The following is a 21,477-nucleotide window of genomic DNA, read 5'->3' as shown; positions in this document are numbered from 1 at the left end:
GACAGGCATTCTTTTTGGTAAAACGGTTGTTATGGGAGCTAAGCCGGCTTTTGGGGATACGGTTTCGGTTTAAAGCGGCGGAAAAGAATACTTCATGCCGGCACGCAGCAATCGCATGAAGAAAAATGTTCAGACAGGCATAGAGCCTGTCTGAAAATCATGGGTTAAGGCCACAAAGCCTGAAATGCTTTTACTGTTGCTTCAGGATCGGCCGCTTCTGTTACGGCACGGACGACCGCCAATGAGGATACACCGGTGGCGAGCACGTCGCGCGCATTGCTCAGGTCGATACCGCCGATGGCAACCACCGGCGTGCTGCCCGCCTGCTCAACATATTCGCGTAATTTTTCCAAACCTTGCGGATCCGTTTTCATCACTTTTGTTGTGGTGGGAAACACAGCGCCGCTGGCCACGTAACTTGGATGAACCGAGAGTGCGCGGTCAAGTTCGGCCACGGAATGGGTGCTCAAACCCAGCCGCAAGCCGGCCTTGGCAATGGCTTGCAAATCGGCATCATCCATGTCTTCTTGTCCGAGATGCACACCGTAGGCGCCGGCCATAATGGCCTCTTGCCAGTAATCATTGATAAAGAGTTGAGTGCGGCTGCCGGCGCAGGTAGCGACGCTGCGTTTGATTTCCTGTTGTAAATCTTGACCGCTTAGGGTTTTATTGCGCAGTTGCACGGTGTTTGCGCCAGCTCGCACCATGCGCTCCACCCAGTCGGCTGTCGGAACCACAGCATAAAATTTCAGCGGAGAAACCGGAGGGTTAAAGCTCAAAGGTTTTGACATAATTTTCTTTCAGATACGGGGTAACGCAATTATAATATCAGGGAAGCATTCGAGAAGCACAAATCATCCGTATCGGGTTTTGCGGTATTTAAACTAAGATGATGTTTTGAAGAAACATTTATTGCGGCTAATTCGAGGATTGGCCAAACGGATTGATGTGGTATAAAAATGCTTATTGGCTATATGTGATAACCCGATTTCGGTTACCTCGTTTGAGAAGGAAAAATTATGGTGCAGGCGAAAACCGGCCAGATGTATAAAACCAATCTTTTTTTTGCCGTCATGCTTATCGGTATGCTCGGCTATTTTATATTTTGGGGTTTGGATTACACCGGACACCAATTTAATACGATTTTTATATTGGCCACGCTGTTCGGCGTGTTCATGGCGTTTAATATCGGTGGCAACGACGTTGCCAATTCTTTTGGTACCAGCGTGGGTGCGGGAACGTTAACCATTCCGCAGGCATTGTTGGTAGCGGCTGTTTTCGAGGTGAGCGGCGCGGTTATTGCGGGGGGCGAGGTAACGGAAACCATCCGCAGCGGCATCGTCAATCTCGAAGCATTGCCTATGGATCCGATACAATTTGTCTTTATCATGATGTCGGCATTGTTGGCGGCGGCATTGTGGTTGTTGTTTGCCACCTATCGAGGCTTGCCCGTGTCGACCACGCACGCTATTATCGGCGGTATTGTGGGCAGCTCGATGCTTTTGGGTTATCAGCTTACCGGCGGCGGCAGTTTGTCGATGTCGTTGGTGCAATGGGACGCCATTGGTTCGATTGCGATTTCGTGGGTGGTTTCTCCGATACTGGGCGGCTTGGTCTCTTATGTTTTATTTTTCCAAATTAAAAAACATGTGTTGGATTACAACGAAGCGGCGGAAGAGCAGCTTAAACTGCTGAAGGCTGAGCGTAAGGCTTATAAGGAGCAGCAAAAGCTGAGTTTCGAATCGTTGGAAGAGCATGAAAAAATTAAAGTGGCCACGGCCATGGCTCGCGACGCGCAGATTTACAGCGAGCCCGATGTTGATCCGGCCGAGCTGGAGTCCCAGTATTATAAAGGCCTGTATGTCATGGATCAGCGCAAACAGGAAGTGGATGCTTATCGCGCATTGCATTCTTGGGTGCCGATTATTTCTGCATTGGGCGGCATGATGATTGCTTCGATGCTGATTTTCAAGGGCCTGAAAAATCTGGATTTGGGCATGACCACTTTAACCAGCTTTTTGGTTATCGGCATGATCGGTGCCGGTATTTGGTTGGCAACGTTTATCTATGCCAAAACGCTGAAGCGCAAAGACTTGGCCAAGTCCACCTTCCTAATGTTTAGCTGGATGCAGGTGTTTACTGCCGCCGGTTTTGCCTTTAGCCACGGCGCCAACGATATTGCGAATGCTATAGGCCCTTTTGCGGCGATTATGGATGTTTTGCGTACCGGCGATATGGGTTCGGTTTCGCCTATTCCGCCGGTGGTGATGCTGACTTTCGGTATCGCGCTGATTGTGGGTTTATGGTTTATCGGTAAGGAAGTGATTGCGACGGTGGGAACCAACCTTGCCAAAATGCATCCGTCTTCCGGTTTTACGGCTGAATTGGCGGCGGCATCTGTGGTAATGATGGCCTCATTATTTGGATTGCCGGTATCGAGCACGCATATTTTGGTCGGCTCGGTATTGGGTATCGGTTTGGTTAATCGCAATGCCAACTGGAAAATGATGAAACCGATCGGCTTGGCTTGGGTGGTAACGCTGCCTGCGGCTTCTCTGCTTTCGGTGTTGTGCTTCTGGGTATTGAATATGGTATTCCGCTGATGGAATGAGATTAAAAAATGCCTGTCTGAACTTTTCAGACAGGCATTTTTACATGGAATGCTGCTCGTTTACTGCCGTTTTAATTCGCTCTGGATGGCTTTGACATTGGCTAAACGATCGCGCACGGTCTGCTCCAGTTCGCCGGTATTGCCGCCGGCTTTGCGCGCTTTGGCAAGTTGGGCTTGGGCGCGTACTAATGCGGCCTGTTCGCTGGCGATTTCGCGTTGCAAAATCTGTTTTCGTGTCAATTTGGGTTTCGGCGCTTCTACCGGAGCGGGGATGTAATTGACCGGCAATCGAGTATTGGCTTTGCCGGATGGCGAACCGGCTTTGTCAAACGGCTGGTTGCGGATTTTCACATTCATATCGGCCGGTTTCTGATCTTCGATGCGCGGCATGATTTTAACATCGTCATAAGAACCGAACTGTTCCTTTTCCCAGATTTTGGTGATTTGATCGTTTTCGTTGGGCTGGGTAAAGTCGAAGGTCGGCTCGCCATATAGCTCGACGTTGGTGCCCAAAACGATGGTTTCAGGCGTTTGGCCTTTGGCGGCGGCTAAGCTGGGTGTGCTGGTGCGGTTGATGGAAACGGTTTCTTCGGAGATGCCGTCCATTTCCGATACTTGGCATGAGGCGTTGATTTTCTGGGTGGTGTAGACGGCTTTGCCGTCTAAGCGGCAGATGTAGCTGGTGCGGGCGGCAGCGCTTTGTATCAGTACCAGGCCGAATATGCTTGCGCAAAGAAGGGTTTTTTTGTTCATTTTGTACGGTTTGTTAGGATCGGGTTTCTGCGGATTATAACGAACCCTTATGTAAAATTGGGTTTGATGCTAAAGCTAAAAATAAAATGCCTGTCTGAAAGCTTTCAGACAGGCATTTTGTCGGCAGGGGTTTAGCTTAGCTTAGCTTAGCCAGAATGAAGGTCCAAATGCAAACGAATACCAGCAGGCTGAAGCTGTATTTCAAGGTCATTTTCAGCAAGGTGGATTCCTGACCTGATTTGCCGACCGCTGCGGTTGCAATGGCAATCGATTGCGGTGAAACCAATTTGGCCATGGTGCCGCCGGCCGTGTTGGCTTGCACCAGCAGGGCGGAATCGATTTGCAGGCGGTGTGCCACGATGGATTGTACCGGCGCAAACAAGGTGTTGTTGTTGACAACGGAACCGGTCATGAATACACCAATCCAGCCCAATACCGGAGAAAGCAGCGGGAAGATGCTGCCGGTAACAGAAACCGCTTCGCCCAGCGCCTGAGTCATGCCGGAATAGGTGGTTAGCTTGGCAATGGCGAGGATAAAGGAAATGGTGGCGATGGAAAGCCACAATTCTTTGCAGGTTTTGCGCAAATCTGCCACCGCGCGGGATAGCCCCAGCGATTTGCCGGAAATCAGGATGGTGGCGATAACGGCAAACAGAATCGCGGTGCCGGTCGAATTAATCACAGCGATGTCGACGCCGATTTTCTTGCCGCCGGTCTCGGCCAATACCCAACTCAGATTGGTGAAGGAGAGCACGGCATCCGCTTTGAATAAAGATTTGAAGAGCGGCAAGCTCCAAACAATAACGAAGGCGCTCAGGATATAAAACGGTGCCCAGGCAGAAAGAATCTCACCCCCGCTATGACGTGTGGCTTCTTCCTTATCTTCCGGCACAATTCTGAATACATTCTTCGGCTGCCAGCGGGTGGAGAGCGCTGCCAGTGCCACCAGAGAAAGCAAAGGAGGCAGGATATCGGCCAGCTCGGGGCCTAGGAAGTAGGTTACCGCCATTTGGCTGGCGGTGAACACACCGGAAGTAACCAACAAGGCCGGCAACGTTTCTTTGATGCCTTTGAAACCGTCGATAATCCAAACCAACAGGAAAGGTATGCTGGCTGCGATAAAGGGCAGCGTGGTGTTGGTGGCTTTGGAAACATCCATCGCTGTAACGCCTTCCAAATGGAAGGTATCGATGATGGCCACCGGAATGCCGATGGCGCCGAACGCGCCGGAAGCAGCATTGGCAATCAGACACAGCATCGCCGCTTGCAACGGGTTGAAGCCCAACGCAGCCAGCATCACGCCGCAGATGGCAATCGGTACGCCGAAACCTGCCGCACCTTCCAAGAAGGCGCCGAAGCAGAAAGCGATGAGCAATAATTGGATGCGCTGGTCGGGCGAGACCATGGCCAAACTGCCTTTGATGACGTCGAATTTACCGGAGGCAACGGTTAGTTTGTAGAGCCAGACGGCCATGATGATGATATAGCCGATAGGCCACATGCCTTGTACTACCCCTTGTACGACGGCTGCCACGGCCACGTTGGCGGGAAGGTTGAACGGGAAGAACGAAAGCACCAACGTGACGATGAGCGTCAGCAAGGCGGCATGGATGCCCTTCATTTTCAGCACGGTCAGGCTGAGCAGGAATAGAATAATCGGAACAGCGGCAACAGCGGCGGAATACCAGATGTTGCCTAAGGGGTTAGCTATAGAAGAAAGCATTTTGTGTGTACTCGTAAATAATCGCACCTTGCTCTCGTGAAGCGCGGTGGCATAGCTTAAAAAAGTAACGGGCGTCCCGATGAAAAACCGGACTGCCCGTTTTCAGCGTGCTGCCGGTAAACTGAATTTATTTCAGGTACTCGGCAACTTTTTGTTGGTATTCCCGCAGAATGCCTGCCGATTTGGCAAATTGGGCAGCTTCGGTTTCATTCAGCGGTTTTTCGATAATGCGCGTGATACCTTGGCGGTTAAGCACGGCAGGAACGCCGATGTAAACGTCTTTTTCGGCATATTCTCCGTCCAGCAGGGCGGATACGGTCAATACGACGTTCTGGTTGTGCAGAATGGCTTTGGTAATGCGCGCCAAGCCCATGGCGATGCCGTAATAAGTGGCGCCTTTGCCTTCGATGATGGAATAGGCGGCATCGCGTACGTCGGCATGGATTTTCGTCATGCGGGCTTCGCCGTCGGGCATTTTTTCCAATGCTTCTTTCAGCGACATGCCGGCAATGGAAGCGGTGCTCCATGCGGCAATCACGCTGTCGCCGTGTTCGCCGATCATTTGCGCGTCAACGCTGACAGGCGCAACGCCGAAGGCTTGGCCCAAGCAGTTGCACAAGCGGGCGGTATCCAGAATCGTACCGGAACCGATAACGCGCTCTTTGGGCAAGCCTGAGAATTTCCAAGTGGCATAGGAAAGAACGTCAACCGGATTGGTTGCCACCAAGAAGATGCCGTTAAAACCGGATTTCATCACTTCGCCGACGATGTTATGAAAGACTTTCAGGTTGTTGTCGATCAGGTTCAGGCGCGTTTCGCCCGGGCGTTGCGGCACGCCGGCGCAAATACATACCACGTCGGCTTCGGCGCAATCGGCATAGGTGCCTTGTTTGACTTTGGTTGGGGTCGGTGCATACAAGACGCCGTGACGCAAATCACGCACTTCGGCATGTGCGCGTTTTTCGTTTAGGTCGATTAACACCAATTCGTCGCAGTTACCTTGGTTCAGCATTGCAAAAGCATAGCTGATACCCACGGCGCCCGTGCCGATAACTACAACTCGATTTCCTGTTTTTTGAACCATTTTGTGAACTCCCTCAATCAGTGAACATCATTACAATAGAATGAAATAATATTACTACTTTTCCTTCAAAAAAACCATATGGCTGCTTGCTTTGTATCAAAAAACGGAAACATAAATCGACGGCGGAAGCATTATGGTTGTTTTTTGGGGCAGGCGTAGCGTGATAAAATTACAAAGCCTGTCTGAAAAAGTTTTCAGACAGGCTTTTTTGATGGCGAAAAACCGTTTAGCGGCCGATGACGACAATATTCATGTCTTCCGCTTTAACCCGTCGTTGCCAAGCTTTTTTGACGTCTTCGGCGCTGAGTGCGTTGATGCGTTCGGGGTAGCGGTCGAGCCAGTCGGCGGGCAGGTTGTAGAAGCCGATGACGCTAAGATAACCCAACAGTTTTTTGTTGGTGTCAAAGCGCAGGGGAAAGCTGCCGGTAATGTTGTTTTTGGCCTGTTGCAGCTCGGACTCGGTCGGGCCGTTTTTAATGAAATCGGCCAACACTTGTTTGGCGGTGGCGAGCGCGGCTTTGGTGTTGGCTTTTTGGGTGGCGAAGCTGATGGCGAATTCGCCCGCTTCGCTTTGCGGGCTCATGCTACTGGATACGCCGTAAACATAGCCTTTTTCGTCGCGCATTTTTTTCATCAGGCGGCTGTCGAAACTGCCGCCGCCGAGGATGTAGTTGCCCAATATAAGCGCATAGTAATCCGGGTCGTCGCGTTTAATCAGCGGCATGCTCAATACGACTTGCGCCTGTTTGCCGGCAAAGGGAATGTCGGCAGTTTGCGCGGGATGCTTGCCGACGGGCGGGATGGCGGATACGGCTTGAGCTTTTTCAGGCAGGCCGCTTAAGATATCGCTTGCGATTTGCCCCGCTTGCTTTTTGTTGACGTCGCCGACTATCGAAACGACGGCGTTGTCGCGTGCGTAATGGGCGTGGTGGAAGGCTTTCGCGTCTTCAGGTGTTACGGCACGCAGGCTTTGTTCGCTTTGGTAGGCGTCGGCCGAATAGGGGTGGTTCGGGTAGTTGAGGCGGACAGAGGCGCGCTCGGCGAGAAAGCCGGGATTGCTTTGTTGTTGCTTCAGGCCGATAACGGCTTGCTCTTGCATGCGTTTGAACACTTGGCCGTCATAGCGCGGCGTGGTGATGGCATCGTGCAACAAGCCGAGCGCGGGTTGTAGGGTTTGCGGGCGAGACAGACTGCGCATGCTGATGCCGCTGCCTTCCGTATCGGCGCTGCTTGTCATGTAGATGGCCAAGTCTTCGCCTTGGGCTTTGAAGGCTTCTTCGTCCAGCTTTTGTGTGCCGCCGGTTAACAGGGCTGCCGTGAATTCGGCGGTGCCGTTTTTATCTTTGGGATCGGCGGCGGAGCCGCTGCCTTTGAACGATACGTGGATGTCGACAATCGGATTCTCATGACGCTCTACCAATAAAACGGTGGTGCCTTCGCGGGTCTGCCAACGCTGAATATCGACGGCAAAGGCCGGAAGTGCGGCCATCAGGGCGGCGGCGAGTATCAGTTGTTTCATAGCTTCCTTTCGGATGTCTGAATGCCTGTTTGAAAAGGCGGGACAGGCTTATATGCGGTTCATCGGGTTTATAACCCAAGCTCCCAAGTATGCGAGGATGGAGCGCCAGTGTTGTTTTGCGTGTTTTCGTAATGCTCGAAAATATGCGCGACGATGTCGTCTTCGTTGTCTATGATGCACAGCAAATCCAAATCGTTTTCGCCAATCAGGCGGTTGGCGAGCAGTTGCGCTTTAATCCAATCAAGCATGCCGCGCCAGAAGGTTTCGCCCACCAGAATAATCGGCCGCATCGGTGTTTTTCCGGTTTGCACGAGGGTGAGGCTTTCAAACAATTCGTCTAGCGTGCCGAAGCCGCCGGGCATGGCAACATAAGCAACTGCGTGCTTGACAAACATGACCTTGCGCGGGAAGAAATGTTGAAAGGTGACGGAAAGGTCTTGATACGGGTTGGCGTGTTGTTCGTGCGGCAGTAGGATGTTGAGGCCGACGGCCGGGCTTTTGCCGGCAAATGCGCCTTTGTTGGCTGCTTCCATGATGCCGGGGCCACCGCCGGAAATAACCGAGAAGCCGGCGTCGGAAAGTTTGCGGGCAAGGCGCTCGGCAAACTGATAATCGGGGTGTTCGGCTGGAATGCGTGCACTGCCGTAAATGCTGACGGCGGGTTGGATGGCTCGCAATTCCTCGCCCGCCTCCACAAATTCCGACATGATTTTCAACAGGTGGTAGGATTCGCGCGAGCGGATGTCTTGGCGGGTTTCTTCAGGCAGGCTGGGAGACGGCAATTTGGTGTTCAGGCTCATAATAGGTATCGGATTCGAGTCTTCTTGAACTGGCATCTTACCATAAGGCGAATGGAATATGCCCGTCTGAAGATATTCATATGAATATAAACAATACCGTACAGTTTAAGTATCAAGTCTGACGAGAGATGAAAATCAGCTTGAACTCTGTTTGTTTGGGCATCAGAAGGGAGCCGGCTAAAAAAAGAAAAAGCCTGTCTGAAAATTTTTCAGGCAGGCTTTTTGATGGTTATACAGTTTGCTTAGTGTACGCTGATAACCTGTAAGGTGTTGGTCGAACCGGATTCGCGCATGGCGGAGCCACTGGTCAGGATGTATTGGTCGCCTCGGTTCAAAACGCCGCGCTCCAGCAACATGCTTTCCACTTCAGACAAGGCTTTGTCGTGGTCTTTGCTGGTGGCGATTTGCAGCGGGCGCACGCCGCGATACATGGCCATGCGGCGTTGTGCGGCCACGCTCGGTGTTAGTGCGTAAATCGGCAGTTGGATGCCGTAACGGCTGACTTGAAATGCGGTGGTGCCGCTTTCGGTTAGCGCGACAATCGCTTTGGCATTGACTTGACGGGCTACGTGCACGGCGCCGCTGGCAATGGCTTCGTCAACTCGGCTGGCTTGCTCGACCGCTTGCTCGTCAACGCCGATGAGCGAATCTTGTTCGCTTTCGGCTGCGGCGCAGATGATGGCCATTTGACGCACGGTTTCGAAGGGATAGGCGCCCACGGCGGTTTCGGCGGAGCACATAACCGCATCGGTGCCGTCGAGTACGGCATTGGCAACGTCGCTTACTTCGGCGCGGGTCGGCACAGGGTTGGTAATCATGCTTTCCATCATCTGGGTGGCGGTAATGCTGAAGCGGCGCATTTCGCGGGCGCGTTTAATCATGCGTTTTTGCAGCGCAGGAACCGCGGCGTTGCCTACTTCGACGGCCAAATCGCCGCGGGCGACCATGATGCCGTCGGAGGCTTCGATGATTTCGTCGAGATTGGTAATGGCTTCAACGCGCTCGATTTTGGCAACCAAACCGGGGCGGACGGCATCGCTGCCGGCCATTTCTTTTTCAACCAATTCGCGTGCGGTGCGCATGTCTTCGCCGGATTTGACGAAGCTGACGGCCATGTAGTCGCAACCGATGCCGATGGCGGTTTTCAGGTCGCGAAAGTCTTTTTCGGTGAGCGCGCCGGCAGAAAGGCCGCCGCCTTGTTTGTTGATGCCTTTGTTGCTTTTGAGCTTGTGGCTGTTTTGCACGGTGGTCAGGATTTCGCTGCCGCTCACGCTGTCGACAATCAGAGTCAGCAGACCGTCGTCCAGCAACAATACGTCGCCGGCTTTAACGTCTTTCGGCAGGTCGCGGTAGTCGAGGCCGACGCGGTCGCGGTTGCCTTCGCCTTCCAGCGCGGCATCCAGCAGCAGTTTTTCGCCTGCTTCCAATTCAACGGCGCCGCCAACCAGTTTGCCGACACGGATTTTCGGGCCTTGCAAATCGGCCATGATGGCGACTTCGCGGCCGGCGCGTTTGGCGGCTTCGCGTACGATTTTGGCGTTTTCCTGATGGAATTCGGGTGTGCCGTGGCTGAAGTTGAAGCGGACGACATTCAGGCCGCCGATGCGGATCATGTCTTCCAGTAATTCTACGCTGTTGCTGCCCGGGCCTAAGGTGGCCACGATTTTGGTGTTATGGCGGATGCGGGTTAAATCTCGTTTTTGGGTACTCATTTTGTTATATTCCTTTTCGGCTGGATTCAGGAGTTTGAAATTGCCGTTATTTTAACGCAATCTGCTGATTTTTGAGTATTAAAATTACATAGTTTTATGATATAGCTCAGTTTTTGAATGGTATTCTACGAAGATAAAGGCGGAATATATTGTTTTTACGGTGTTTATTGATTTGTAAAACAGGAAAAGACGGTTCAGGTAAGTAATATTGCTACAAGATAAAGAGGGAGGAAAATAGAATGCCTGTCTGAATATTTTTCAGACAGGCATTCTGTGAAGCGGCTTGTTCTAGGGTTGTTGAAGGTAGTTGGCGGCCACCTTGACGTAATGCGCCGCCGAATAAAGCAGCCCGGCGATTTCTTCTTCCGTCAGCTTCCTGACCTGCTTTACCGGCGAGCCGACATAAAGGTAACCTCGTTCCAAACGTTTACGCGGCGGTACCAAGCTGCCGGCACCTATCATGACGTCGTCTTCGATGACCGCATCGTCCAGAACAATCGTTCCCATGCCTATCAGCACGCGGTTGCCGATGGTGCAGCCGTGCAGCATCACTTTATGGCCGATGGTAACGTCGTCGCCGATGTTAAGCGGTGAACCTTGCGGTTTTTTGTCTGTCTTATGCGAAACGTGCAACATGCTCAAATCCTGCACATTGCTGCGTTTGCCGATGCGTATGGCATTTACGTCGCCCCGGATAACCGCAAACGGCCATACCGAAGCGCCTTCTTCCAGCACCACGTCGCCGATGACAACGCTGGCAGGGTCAACATAACAGCCCGGCATAATCCGCGGGGAAGCAGCCAGATAATTTCGGATATTGTGTCCACTCATAAACAAAGCCTGTCTGAAAATAGAATGCCTATTGACATCTATTATAGAATCGAAAGAATACATCTTATCAAAGCGTTTTCGATATGAATACCACAGAATGGCTCGGCCGCCTCATCGCCCACGATACCACCAGCCACCTTTCCAATTTGGTGCTGATAGACGATGTCGCCAATTATCTTGATGCGCACGGGCTGCATCCTTGGCTGGTCAAAAACGAAGATTATTCGAAAGCCAATCTGTTCGTTACCTTGCCTGCCGCCGACGGCAATACGGAAGGCGGCTTAATTTTGTCCGGCCATACCGATGTGGTTCCCGCCGTACCCGAAGGCTGGTGCTCTCATCCTTTTCGGGCTGATATTCGCGAAGGCAAAATTTACGGGCGCGGAGCGGCCGATATGAAAGGTTTTATCGCTTCCGTGCTGGCCGCCGTACCGAAAATCCAACGTACGCCGCTGGCTCGCCCGCTGCATATCGCATTATCGTATGACGAAGAAGTCGGCTGCCTCGGTGTGCCGCATATGCTTGACGAAATCCGAGCGCGCGGCCTGAAACCGGAATATTGCATCGTCGGCGAACCGACCTCTATGCGTGCGGTGCTGGCGCACAAAGGCATCCATCTTTTCCGCTGCCGATTGCATGGCAAGCCGGCACATTCTTCGCTGCCCCATTTTGGCGTGAACGCAGTGGAATATGCCGCCCGTTTGATTTTGTTTATCCAGAATTTGGCCGCGAGTTTCAAACAGCCTCCTTTTGCTGACGATAGTTTTAACGTTCCTTATTCGAGCCTCAGCATTAATAATATCCGCGGCGGAATGGCCGATAATATCGTTCCTCCGCTGTGTGAGTTGCGCTTCGATTACCGTAACCTGCCGCAGATGAGCGTGCTTGATGTGATTGATCCGTTGTCTCACTATATCCGGCACGAATTGGAACCGCAAATGCAGCGAACCGATCCCGACGCCTTGATTGAAATAGAGGAATTGGTCAGTGTGCCGGCGATGCCGGCTTCCGACGATACCAGGCTCGGTGCCCTGCTTAATCTTTTGGAAATGCCGACCGGTGCGGAGCGGGTTTCCTATACGACGGAAGGCGGGCTGTTCCGCCAGGCAGGCATTCCTACCGTTATCTGCGGCCCCGGCAGCATTGAGCAGGCTCACCGCCCGAACGAATACATCGAACTGAGCCAGCTGGCGCAATGCGACGCTTTTCTGGAGCGTGTGCTGAAAGCATTTGCAAAATAAACGGATAAGCCGGTTGGGTTGCTTTATATTAATAAAAAAGCCTGTCTGAACATGTTCAGACAGGCTTTTTGCTTAAATGGTTTTGACTGCAAAGAAAGCGCAACATCCATATCGGCAGCGCGGTTTTATCAGCTGTTCAGACGGTTTACCCAACGAAATGCAAGACGATCCCGATAACAAACATAATAGCGACAAAGACCCATAGAACCGGGTTTTTTGACCTCTCAGTGGGAACAGTAACCCATCCTTTCTTAACAAGAAAATAGGTTGCGACCCAGACGATAAGTAATAAAACACCTAAAACATAATATTTCGAATCTATATTCAACATATCGGTGCCTCATTTAGAGCATAAGCCGTCATATTTTAGTATTCGGAGTTGAGGTTTTTGTTTTTAAAAGAGCTGAAGAACCACTTTATCCCCATATCTACCATGGTAGGGTCTAGATTGCCTCCTATCAAAGTGGTTCCTATAAAAGTGTTTATTGCTTGAGTTGCGCCTCCGGAAGCCAGTTCTAATTCTTTATATTCTAATGTTTTCATCAATCAATCCTTTTAAACATAAAATTCAAATAGCATAAATTAGAATGGCGGCTAAATATTAAAGTTTGATAAATCCTGTAATTTATTGTTTTGTAATAATGTGTTAGCCATTTGCAGCAATGAAAAACGGCTATACCACCACATTCTGCGGCGTGCCCGTAGCGAATTTCTCTACGTTTTCCCGCACGATATCATACAGGCGGTTGCTGGCTTCGATGCTGCCCCAAGCTATGTGCGGCGTGATAATCAGATTGGGCAGGCGGGCTTTCAAAAGCGGATTGCCGTTGCGCGGCGGCTCTTCGGTTAATACATCAAAACCCGCGCCGCCCAAATGGCCGTATTTCAGTGCGGCAACGAGCGCATGTTCGTCAACCAAACCGCCGCGCCCGCAGTTGATTAATACGGCGCCGGCTTTCATGTTTTGCAATTCGGTTTCCCCGATCATATGGCGGGTTTGCTCGGTCAGCGGGCAATGCAGCGAGATGGCGTCTGCGTTACGAATGGCTTCGTCAAACGACACATAGCCTTCACGCACGGCGGTGGCATTTTTGTGTTCGCCGAACACGACGTTCATTTTAAATGCCCGTGCATAATCAGCCAGCATGTTGCCGATGTTACCGCGGCCGAAAATGGCCAAGGTTTTGCCGTTTAAGTCGCGCATCGGCGCGCCGAAATGGCAGAAAAAAGGCGATTTTTCCCACAGCCCGGCTGCAATGTCGCGTTGGTAGGCAGGAAGGTTGCGCATCAGGGCGATCATCAGCATAAAGGCGTGTTCGGCAACCGATTCGTTGCCATAAGCGCGCACGTTGCACACGGTTACGCCGGCGGCTTTGGCCGCTTCGACATCGACATTGTTGTAGCCTGTGGCGGTAACCACAATCAGCTTGAGCTGCGGATTGGCTGCGATGTGTTGTGCGTTAATCACGGCTTTGTTGGTGATGACGGCATCTGCTCCGGCCAGCCGCGCGGCGGTTTCTTCGGGAAGGGTGTACGGGTATTCGGTTAATGTGTGCGGGCAAGCGGGTTGGAAAGGGCGATCCGGCATGGTGTTTCGCTCAAGGATAACGATGTTCAGCATAGGAACTCCTAATTAGGCTATCAAAATGGGAAGTTGATTAATTTTAACTAAAACAGGTTTGGTAAAATCATGTTTACTTTCTTAGGTGAAAACGATATCGTTTCTCAAACATAACAATATCAAGAAAGGCCCTATCATGTTGAAAACTTTTACTTTTGCCATTTTACACTTTTGCGTTGCGTTCAGCATCGCGTATCTGCTGACAGGCAGTATCGGCGTTTCCAGCGCGCTGGCATTGGTGGAGCCGCTGGCGAATACGGTGGTATTTTATTTTCATGATAAAGCATGGAATCACTACGAGCGTAAAAAAGGAATACGCATTGTCGGCAAAAAGCCGTTTCCGCTGCATTCGTGTGTCAATGGCTGAAATATGCTACTCTTGCGGCATGTTAACCCGTGAATAGTTAGGAAAATCGTGAGTTTGATTATTGAAGACATCGAAGCAGGAAACGGCCGTGAAGCGGTAAAAGGCAAAGAGATTACCGTGCATTACACCGGCTGGCTGCAAGACGGCACTAAGTTTGATTCCAGCTTAGATCGTCGCCAACCTTTGACCATTACGCTGGGCGTAGGCCAAGTGATTGCCGGCTGGGACGAAGGTTTCAACGGCATGAAAGAGGGCGGTAAACGTAAGCTGACCATTCCGCCTGAAATGGGCTACGGCGCGCGCGGTGCCGGTGGCGTGATTCCGCCGAACGCAACGCTGGTGTTTGAGGTGGAATTATTGAAAGTACATGATTAACGTTGGTTTTGCCGGGTATTGATAAAGCCTGTCTGAAAATGTTTTCAGACAGGCTTTTGATTGCTCGGCTGTTTGTGTTACCGATGGTTGAAAGCGGATGCGATGGCGTCGACAAAACGGTCGGTGCATTCCGGTGGAGCGTGTTCCAGATAAAGCGCGGGTTCGATGAGTTCCAGCTCGTTTAATAAAAAACGGCCGCGGGCGGTTAGGGTGCCGTCTATGCGGGCGTAGAGTGGGGTTTGGGGCAGCAGGCTGAGAACTTCGGCGGCTTGGTTTATTAGAGGCGAGGGCGCCTGCCACGATAAAATGCGAACGCCGTAGCGGCTGTTGGCACGCCATTCGCCGGCAGCGGGTTGTCGGATGATGGCGTGGCTGAATGTGCCGTTGAAAAAAATGAGGCTGCGCTCGCCGGTTTCGGCTACTTCTTTAATAAATGGCTGGATGACTGCGCCGTAGCGATAAGAGGCGTTTGTTTCGGGCAGGGTTTGAGGCGTGAGACGGCTGACGCCGTTGCCGCTTTGGCCGATAAGGGGCTTGATGACGGCGTTTGACCACTGATGTTGTGCCAATGTTTGTTTTAGGCTTTCGGCAAAGTTTTCAGACAGGCATTGTGCTCCGCTCAGGCAAACGGTGGGAATCACATCGGCGCCGCGCTCGGCCAAATCGGCCAAATAGCTTTTTTGCATGTTCCAGCGGATGATTTCGGGCGGGTTGAGCAGGGTGCTGCCTGCTGCCTGGCAGGTTTGCAGCCAGGCGAGGAATTGTTGTGGCGATGCGGTGTAATCCCATGCGCAAAGGGGGAGGATAAGGCCCTCTGCCGGGCATTGTTGCCAAGGAATGGCTCGGGTGGGGATTTTGCGGGCGTTTAATTGTGCGGCCAGATTGTGCAGCCCTTGCGGCAGTTGCGGCCATTCGTTGCAGGTGGTTAGGGTAACCGGCATATTGTGCTTTCTGTGTGTGGGGGTGGGTTGTTTGTTAGCTAAGTTTGGTTTGGTCGATCGAGCCGGTGGTTAGCCGCAGGGAAAGCGATAGTGCAGCGTTTTTGAGTGCGGATAGGGCAAGGAAATGCCTGTCTGAAAAGCTGTTGAGTGGCTTTCAGACAGGCATGGTCGGTTTATTTTACTTTCTGCATCAGCTTGGTTAACCGGCCTTTGTTTTGCATGGCGCGTTTGTCCAATTCGGTGGCCACGGCTTGCGCAGCGGCTTTGTTAACGGGTTTGCCGACTTGGATGATGCCGCTCATGTTCATCATGCGGTGCGGCGGGCAGGTGTAAACGTATACGCCTTCTTTTTCTAGCTTGACGGAGAAAGGTTTGTCGGCCTGCGATAGAAATTCCGCTGCGCCGGGCGGTACGGCTTTGCTTTGCACCCAATGACCGGTGTTGACCGGTTTGAAAGTTACGGTATCGCCGGGCGCGACTTTGAGAAAGGCCGGCTCGAATACCATGTTGCCACCGGGGCCGTTATCCAGCATTTTCACTTCGTGGTTGGCGGCGAAGGCGCCGCCGCTGGCGAGTGCCAGTGCTAAAAGTAGATGTTTCATATCGGGTTTCCTGTTTGAGGTTGTTGTAAACGTACGGGGCGGATGACGGGCAGACCCATGCTGTCGGTCAGGCATTCAACCTGTACGCGGTAAAGACGGCTGATTAAGTCGGCTTGCAAAACGTCGGCGGGTGCGCCTTGCGCTTGAATTTTGCCTTCGGCGAGCAGCAGCAGCTCGTCTGAAAATTGAGCGGCCAGACTTAAATCGTGCAGAATCATCAGAGTAATCAGCCCTTGCTCGCGGGTATGGTGGCAAACATGCTCCAGCAAAACGAGCTGGTGGTGCATGTCCAGCGCGGAAACGGGCTCGTCCAGCAGCAGGATTTGCGGCTGGCGCAGCAATACTTGGGCAAACATTACCAATTGCCGCTGGCCGCCGCTTAAACGGGTGATGTCGTGATGAGCAAGATGGGCGATGCCCAGCGCGTCCATAATCTCTACGGCGGCACGCAGGGTTTCGTCGCCGATGTGCATGTGCAGCGCATCCATTTTGCCCAACAGCACGACTTCCAGCGCAGTCAGCGCGGCTTCAACCTTGCTGTCTTGCGGCATGTAACCGATGCGTTTGCGCCATGATGGCAGGTGGGTGGCCGTCAGTTTTTGCTTGTCGTAACGAATGTCGCCGTGGTGCGGAATTTCGCCGAACAGAGCTTTAATCAGCGAAGATTTGCCGGCGCCGTTGGGGCCGAGAATGGTATAGACTTTGCCTGTCTGAAAGGTGGCGGAAATTTTATCGGCTGTTGTGAGCGTGCCGCGCTTAACGCTCAGGTGTTCTAAAGTCAGCATATTCATCGTTTGCTCAGTACAATCCAAAAGAAAAACGGCACGCCGACAAACGACGTTACAATGCCTACTGGAAACAAAGCGCCCGGAATAATCACTTTCGATAACACGGAAGCCACCGACAAAAACGCCGCCCCGGCCAGCATGGCGCCGGGAAGAAAAAAGCGCTGGTCTTCACCCAATAGCAGACGCGATACATGCGGCGCAACCAATCCGATAAAGCCGATAACGCCGACGAAGCTGATGGCAGTGGCCGTCATAATGGCTACCAGTATCAATGTTTTAATGCGCAAAAGGCGCAGATTGATACCCAAACTGAGCGCCCGCTCTTCTCCCAAACGCAAGGCGGTCAGTTTCCATAAATCGCGCGTCAGCAAAACAATGCATACCAGCGTTACGCCCGAAGTAATTGCCAGATTCGGCCAGGTTGCCTTGTTCAAGCTGCCGAACAGCCAAAATAAAATCTGCTGCGATACTTCGGGTGCCGCGATATATTGGATAAGCGAAAGCAACGATTGGAAGAGAAAAAGCAAGGCAATGCCGACCAGCACCAACATGGAAGAGCTGAAGCGGTTCGACGAAGCGAATAGAAACAAAATGCCCGAAGCCAGCATGGTCATGGCAAACGCGCCCAACGGCACCGCTACCGCCAGAGGCAGGCCGAGCGTGCCGAACGAAATAACCGCCGAAGCGCCGAAGCCCGCCGCGGCCGCCAAACCCAGCGTATACGGGCTGGCCATCGGATTGTTTAAAAGGGTTTGGATTTCCGCCCCGCCGGTGGCCAAGGCCGCGCCTACTACGAGCGCCATCAATGCCATCGGCAAGCGCAAATCGTGCACGATCACATTGGCCATTTCGTCTGCGCCTTCCAAGCCTAGCAAGGATTTAACAACGTCGACTATCGGCAGCATTGAAGGGCCGGTGGCAATGTCGAGCACCAGCCCGGCGATGCAGATAACGAAAAAACCGAATAAAACCGACCAGCGCCGTTTTTCCAAACGGCGCTGGTCGGCAATAACGGCCTCCACCATATTAGATTTGGCCTGCTCCATCATATTATTGGCCTTGAGGGTAAAGCGTAAACGTACCGGCGGGCACTACGGGTAGGTATTTGCGGTGGAAATCCAGATAGGTTTTTTCCGGGCTGACGTCTGCAAACACTTTCGGATACATGGCTTTGGCTAAAAACTGAATCATCGCCTGATCAGACATGGTGCGTGAAGCCGCGTGATAAGCGCCGTAAACACGGTTGTTTTTCACTGCGGGCAGTTGAGCCCAGCCTGCGCGTTGTTTGAATCCGTCTAAACGGCGGCGCGCTTCGTCGGCGGGAATGCCCACGCCCATAACCATCGCCTCTTTGTTTTTCTTCAATTCGGTTTCACGGCCGGTAATCACAATCACATCCGGCTTCGCCGCCAGCACTTTTTCAGGGCTCATCGGGCCGTAAAATTCAATGTAAGGCGCTGAAATGTTGTTGCCGCCGGCCATGGTCGACATAGCGCCCCACATGCTTTTGCCAAATGAAACGCTATATTCTTTAGGCCCTTTGTTGCCGAACTCGGTATAAATCTTCGGTTTGGGCAGGCCTGCTTTTTTCAGACGGGCATTAATGTCGTCCACCACGCTTTTGTATTCGTTGGAGATGGTTTTGGCGCGTTCTTCTTGGCCGGTCAGTGTGCCGAGAATCTGCGTGCTTTTAAGGTGTTTGTCTAAGGTTTGCGCATTGTAGTCGAGAACCACCACCGGAATCTTGGCTTTTTCCAAGCGTTCCAGATCCGAGCCGAGTGCCTGATATTGCCAATCAGCCAGAATGACCAAGTCGGGTTTCAGCGACAACACTTTTTCGATTGAAAACGTTCCCACTTCCACTTCGCCCACATCGGTCAACGTGTTCAACTTGGGTACCGCCTTGAGGTAAAGCGCCCAGCTGTCGGGTGTCCACTCCGACCAAACGTCTTTGGAAAAACCAACGACATTGTTCAGCGCATCCTTGCCGCCAACGGCCATATAGTCTTGATAATAAAAGGCTAATACTACGCGTTTGGCCGGTAAATCCACGGTAACTTTGCGGTTGAGTATGTCGGTTATTTGAACGGGTTTGGCAAAAGCGACGGCGGCAGACAGCACAAGTGAAGCGGCTAAAACAGATTTTTTCAGCATGTATTTTATTCTCTCTGAAAGGTAGTAAAACTAGAAGATAGTAAAAATAATTATTATTTATAATAATATAAATGCATGTTTTGTCAAACAATGCATGATGGATTGTAAACATTCGGCATTAAGCGGTAAGAAAAAGCTGCTGAACCGTCTCTGTTATAATCGCCCGGATACATTGATAAAAAATTAAGGAATGAACAACATGAACTACCCAGCTTGCCCTCAATGCCATTCAGGCTTAACTTATCATGACGGCGCCGCTTTGGTTTGCCCCGAATGCGGTCATGAATGGAGCGAAAGCGAGCATTCCGCAGATGAGGGGCTTGTGGTTAAAGATGCCAACGGTACCCCGCTTTCCGACGGCGATACCGTTGTTTTAATAAAAGATTTGAAAGTTAAAGGCAGCTCGCAAGTCATCAAGCAAGGCACCAAAGTCAAAAATATCCGCCTGCAAGAAGGCGATCACGATATAGCCTGTAAAATCAACGGCAGCGCTATGAACTTGAAATCGGAATTTGTGAAATTAAATCGATGAATTTGGTATTTTGAATAAATCAGCGTGCATGCAGATGATGAACGGGCTGAAGAGTCTGGTTATGGTCGGCAATTAACTAACTTAATGCCTGTCTGAAAAAACGTTCAGACAGGCATAGTTATGACAGCAAACCGATTTCTTCAAAGAACTCTTTGTATGCTGCTGCTTTCTTTGTCAGTGCCAGCGGATAAGCCCGGGAAGAAGAGGGCATCCGGAATAAGCGCACATCCCGACCGCAAAATGGCGCCGTCGTATAGCTGCCGATGGTTGGTTTGGCTGTATTCGGTGGCATCAGCGAAAGTAGTGTTTCCGTTGCCAATTCGCCCGTAGTCATGATTTTGTCGCACGCCGGCAAACGATTCATCAACTCGGCTAAGTTTACCGGCGCGACAATTTGTAAAAACTTATCCGAAGCATTGCCTTGCAAGCGCCGCACTTGGTAGGCGGTATCGCTGATGGCAATGCCTTTGTTGATTAGAAAATCGCGTATCGCCTTCTCTTTGAATGATTTGGCATCCGTCGTCAGAAAATAATCTTTGTCGTTAAAAAAGACCAGACCGAAAATCCGCCACATATCGTTTTGGAAATTCGGATAATAAAAATCCATTTTCCAACGAGCCCGGGGCGGCGGAAAAGAGCCGAGCATCAGCAGCCGTGCATTGGGCGGGGCGAAAGGCGGTAGCGGATGGGTTTCAACCGTATCTTGATTCATTAAATTACCTGCTCGTTAAATCCGAAAAGTTTTCCAAAGCTTACTATATAATAGCGCTTTTATGTTTTAAACCGCCGATTTCAGGAAACCCAATGACCGAACAAGAATTGCAAGATTTGCAACGTATGGTAGACGTAGCGACCAATGCGTTGGAAGACATCAAAGCCAAAGACATTACCCTGCTCGATACCAGTGAAAAAACCTCGCTTTTTGCCCGTATGATTGTTGCCAGCGGCGACAGTACCCGCCAAGTAAAAGCATTGGCCAACAATGTGGCGGTTGATTTGAAAACTGCCGGATTTGAAATTTTGAGCACCGAAGGCCAAGAATCGGGAGAGTGGGCGCTGGTTGATGCCGGCGATTTATTAGTGCACGTGATGTTGCCCGCAGTGCGTGATTTTTATGACATCGAAGCTCTGTGGGGCGGAGAAAAACCGTCATTCCATTCCGGCGCGCAAAAACCGTGGCATGCTGCCGATAACTAACCTTGTGGCTAAGCCATGAATATTACCGTATTAGCCGTCGGCAACAAAATGCCGCAGTGGGTGGAAGACGCCACCGCCGAATACGCCAAACGATTCGGGCGCGATATTCAATACAAAATCAAAGAAATCAAACCGGAAAAGCGTGGTTCCGGTGTGAATGCCGCCCAAGGCATGCAAGCCGAAGAGCGTCGGATATTGGATGCCCTTCCCGAAGGCGCGTATCTGGTTGCGCTGGATGAACGCGGTAAAGCGCCGACATCGGTAGAATTGGCGGAATATCTGGCGCAATGGCAGCAAAACGGTCGTCATGCCTGTTTTGTTATCGGCGGCGCCGACGGCATGACCGATGCGCTCAAACAACAAGCCGACTTGCTGATGCGTTTGTCTAACATGACGCTGCCGCACGGCATGGTGCGCGTCTTATTAACCGAGCAGCTATACCGCGCCGTGTCTATTCTTAACCGCCACCCTTATCATCGAGAATAAATGACAATGCCTGTCTGAAAGCGATATTGTTGATGAAATGGTTGACGAGCTGAAAGAAGCTTACTATAATTGCAGCTTATTCCCTGATAGCTCAGTCGGTAGAGCGACGGACTGTTAATCCGCAGGTCCCTGGTTCGAGC

General features: G+C 51.6%; 23 protein-coding genes. 7 read left to right on the top strand and 16 right to left on the bottom strand.

Going from position 1 to position 21,477, the window contains the following annotated elements:
- Positions 1-164 precede the first annotated feature (164 nt).
- A complete protein-coding gene (gene thiE / locus Q4A84_RS09705; RefSeq protein WP_303088749.1) occupies positions 165-779 on the bottom strand; it encodes a thiamine phosphate synthase in 615 nt (204 codons plus the stop codon).
- Positions 780-1,019: 240 nt separating this feature from the next.
- Between thiE and Q4A84_RS09700 the strand changes: the two genes are divergently transcribed.
- On the top strand, positions 1,020-2,603 hold the full coding sequence (locus Q4A84_RS09700; RefSeq protein ID WP_303088730.1) for an inorganic phosphate transporter: 1,584 nt from the start codon (positions 1,020-1,022) through the stop codon (positions 2,601-2,603).
- A 68-nt stretch (positions 2,604-2,671) separates the two neighbouring features.
- Here the strand turns inward: Q4A84_RS09700 and Q4A84_RS09695 are convergent, their stop codons facing one another.
- The 7 genes from Q4A84_RS09695 to Q4A84_RS09665 all read right to left on the bottom strand — a co-directional run bounded on the left by Q4A84_RS09695 (position 2,672) and on the right by Q4A84_RS09665 (position 11,033).
- Positions 2,672-3,364, bottom strand: coding sequence for a hypothetical protein (locus Q4A84_RS09695; RefSeq protein WP_303088729.1), 693 nt, complete (start codon positions 3,362-3,364; stop codon positions 2,672-2,674).
- 136 nt (positions 3,365-3,500) lie between these two features.
- Complete coding sequence (locus tag Q4A84_RS09690; protein ID WP_303088728.1) at positions 3,501-5,087, bottom strand: L-lactate permease; 1,587 nt, start codon at positions 5,085-5,087, stop codon at positions 3,501-3,503.
- 127 nt (positions 5,088-5,214) lie between these two features.
- A complete protein-coding gene (locus Q4A84_RS09685; RefSeq protein WP_303088727.1) occupies positions 5,215-6,171 on the bottom strand; it encodes an L-lactate dehydrogenase in 957 nt (318 codons plus the stop codon).
- 226 nt (positions 6,172-6,397) lie between these two features.
- Positions 6,398-7,690, bottom strand: a complete 1,293-nt coding sequence (locus Q4A84_RS09680) for a pitrilysin family protein (RefSeq protein WP_303088726.1) — start codon at positions 7,688-7,690, stop codon at positions 6,398-6,400.
- 68 nt (positions 7,691-7,758) lie between these two features.
- Complete coding sequence (locus Q4A84_RS09675; protein WP_303088725.1) at positions 7,759-8,490, bottom strand: TIGR00730 family Rossman fold protein; 732 nt, start codon at positions 8,488-8,490, stop codon at positions 7,759-7,761.
- Positions 8,491-8,732: 242 nt separating this feature from the next.
- Positions 8,733-10,202: a pyruvate kinase gene (gene pyk, locus Q4A84_RS09670; protein ID WP_303088724.1), complete on the bottom strand. Its 1,470-nt coding sequence runs from the start codon at positions 10,200-10,202 to the stop codon at positions 8,733-8,735.
- Between the two features lie 288 nt (positions 10,203-10,490).
- On the bottom strand, positions 10,491-11,033 hold the full coding sequence (locus Q4A84_RS09665) for a gamma carbonic anhydrase family protein (RefSeq protein WP_303088723.1): 543 nt from the start codon (positions 11,031-11,033) through the stop codon (positions 10,491-10,493).
- An 83-nt stretch (positions 11,034-11,116) separates the two neighbouring features.
- On the opposite strand from Q4A84_RS09665, the gene argE reads away from it, so the two are divergent.
- Entirely contained in the window at positions 11,117-12,274 is a 1,158-nt protein-coding gene (gene argE, locus Q4A84_RS09660; protein WP_303088722.1) for an acetylornithine deacetylase, read from the top strand.
- Between the two features lie 366 nt (positions 12,275-12,640).
- Here argE and Q4A84_RS09655 read toward each other — a convergent pair whose 3' ends face one another.
- On the bottom strand, positions 12,641-12,817 hold the full coding sequence (locus Q4A84_RS09655) for a hypothetical protein (RefSeq protein ID WP_303088721.1): 177 nt from the start codon (positions 12,815-12,817) through the stop codon (positions 12,641-12,643).
- 130 nt (positions 12,818-12,947) lie between these two features.
- Positions 12,948-13,895, bottom strand: coding sequence for a D-2-hydroxyacid dehydrogenase (locus Q4A84_RS09650; RefSeq protein WP_303088720.1), 948 nt, complete (start codon positions 13,893-13,895; stop codon positions 12,948-12,950).
- A gap of 136 nt (positions 13,896-14,031) precedes the next feature.
- Between Q4A84_RS09650 and Q4A84_RS09645 the strand changes: the two genes are divergently transcribed.
- Together Q4A84_RS09645 and Q4A84_RS09640 are read left to right on the top strand one after the other, a co-directional pair.
- A complete protein-coding gene (locus Q4A84_RS09645) occupies positions 14,032-14,262 on the top strand; it encodes a DUF2061 domain-containing protein (RefSeq protein ID WP_303088719.1) in 231 nt (76 codons plus the stop codon).
- Between the two features lie 45 nt (positions 14,263-14,307).
- A complete protein-coding gene (locus Q4A84_RS09640) occupies positions 14,308-14,637 on the top strand; it encodes an FKBP-type peptidyl-prolyl cis-trans isomerase (RefSeq protein ID WP_303088748.1) in 330 nt (109 codons plus the stop codon).
- 77 nt (positions 14,638-14,714) lie between these two features.
- Here the strand turns inward: Q4A84_RS09640 and Q4A84_RS09635 are convergent, their stop codons facing one another.
- The 5 genes from Q4A84_RS09635 to Q4A84_RS09615 all read right to left on the bottom strand — a co-directional run bounded on the left by Q4A84_RS09635 (position 14,715) and on the right by Q4A84_RS09615 (position 19,122).
- Positions 14,715-15,578: a RimK family alpha-L-glutamate ligase gene (locus Q4A84_RS09635; protein WP_303088718.1), complete on the bottom strand. Its 864-nt coding sequence runs from the start codon at positions 15,576-15,578 to the stop codon at positions 14,715-14,717.
- Positions 15,579-15,751: 173 nt separating this feature from the next.
- Positions 15,752-16,180, bottom strand: a complete 429-nt coding sequence (locus Q4A84_RS09630; RefSeq protein ID WP_303088717.1) for a plastocyanin/azurin family copper-binding protein — start codon at positions 16,178-16,180, stop codon at positions 15,752-15,754.
- Positions 16,177-16,965, bottom strand: coding sequence for an ABC transporter ATP-binding protein (locus Q4A84_RS09625; protein ID WP_303088716.1), 789 nt, complete (start codon positions 16,963-16,965; stop codon positions 16,177-16,179). Before Q4A84_RS09625 ends, Q4A84_RS09630 begins: the two co-directional genes overlap by 4 nt.
- Before the next feature lie 2 nt (positions 16,966-16,967).
- Complete coding sequence (locus Q4A84_RS09620) at positions 16,968-18,017, bottom strand: iron ABC transporter permease (RefSeq protein WP_303088715.1); 1,050 nt, start codon at positions 18,015-18,017, stop codon at positions 16,968-16,970.
- 1 nt (position 18,018) lies between these two features.
- Positions 18,019-19,122, bottom strand: a complete 1,104-nt coding sequence (locus Q4A84_RS09615; protein WP_303088714.1) for an ABC transporter substrate-binding protein — start codon at positions 19,120-19,122, stop codon at positions 18,019-18,021.
- Positions 19,123-19,321: 199 nt separating this feature from the next.
- Here Q4A84_RS09615 and Q4A84_RS09610 point away from each other — a divergent pair, with 199 nt between their 5' ends.
- Positions 19,322-19,654: a zinc ribbon domain-containing protein YjdM gene (locus Q4A84_RS09610; protein ID WP_303088713.1), complete on the top strand. Its 333-nt coding sequence runs from the start codon at positions 19,322-19,324 to the stop codon at positions 19,652-19,654.
- Between the two features lie 118 nt (positions 19,655-19,772).
- On the opposite strand, the gene Q4A84_RS09605 is transcribed toward Q4A84_RS09610, so the two are convergent.
- Positions 19,773-20,366 carry a uracil-DNA glycosylase family protein gene (locus tag Q4A84_RS09605; protein ID WP_303088712.1) on the bottom strand — a complete coding sequence of 198 codons (594 nt, stop codon included), beginning with the start codon at positions 20,364-20,366 and terminating at the stop codon, positions 19,773-19,775.
- Between the two features lie 92 nt (positions 20,367-20,458).
- Between Q4A84_RS09605 and rsfS the strand changes: the two genes are divergently transcribed.
- Together rsfS and rlmH are read left to right on the top strand one after the other, a co-directional pair.
- Entirely contained in the window at positions 20,459-20,851 is a 393-nt protein-coding gene (gene rsfS, locus Q4A84_RS09600; protein WP_303088711.1) for a ribosome silencing factor, read from the top strand.
- Positions 20,852-20,866: 15 nt separating this feature from the next.
- Positions 20,867-21,337 (top strand): 23S rRNA (pseudouridine(1915)-N(3))-methyltransferase RlmH, encoded by a 471-nt coding sequence (gene rlmH, locus Q4A84_RS09595; protein ID WP_303088710.1) that lies wholly within the window; start codon positions 20,867-20,869, stop codon positions 21,335-21,337.
- Positions 21,338-21,477: the final 140 nt, after the last annotated feature.

Origin of the sequence: Neisseria sp. (assembly GCF_030527965.1) — a bacterium.
Lineage (GTDB): Bacteria > Pseudomonadota > Gammaproteobacteria > Burkholderiales > Neisseriaceae > Neisseria.
Note: the sequence above shows the minus strand (reverse complement) of the source record. Positions and strands in the feature narration are given on the sequence as shown.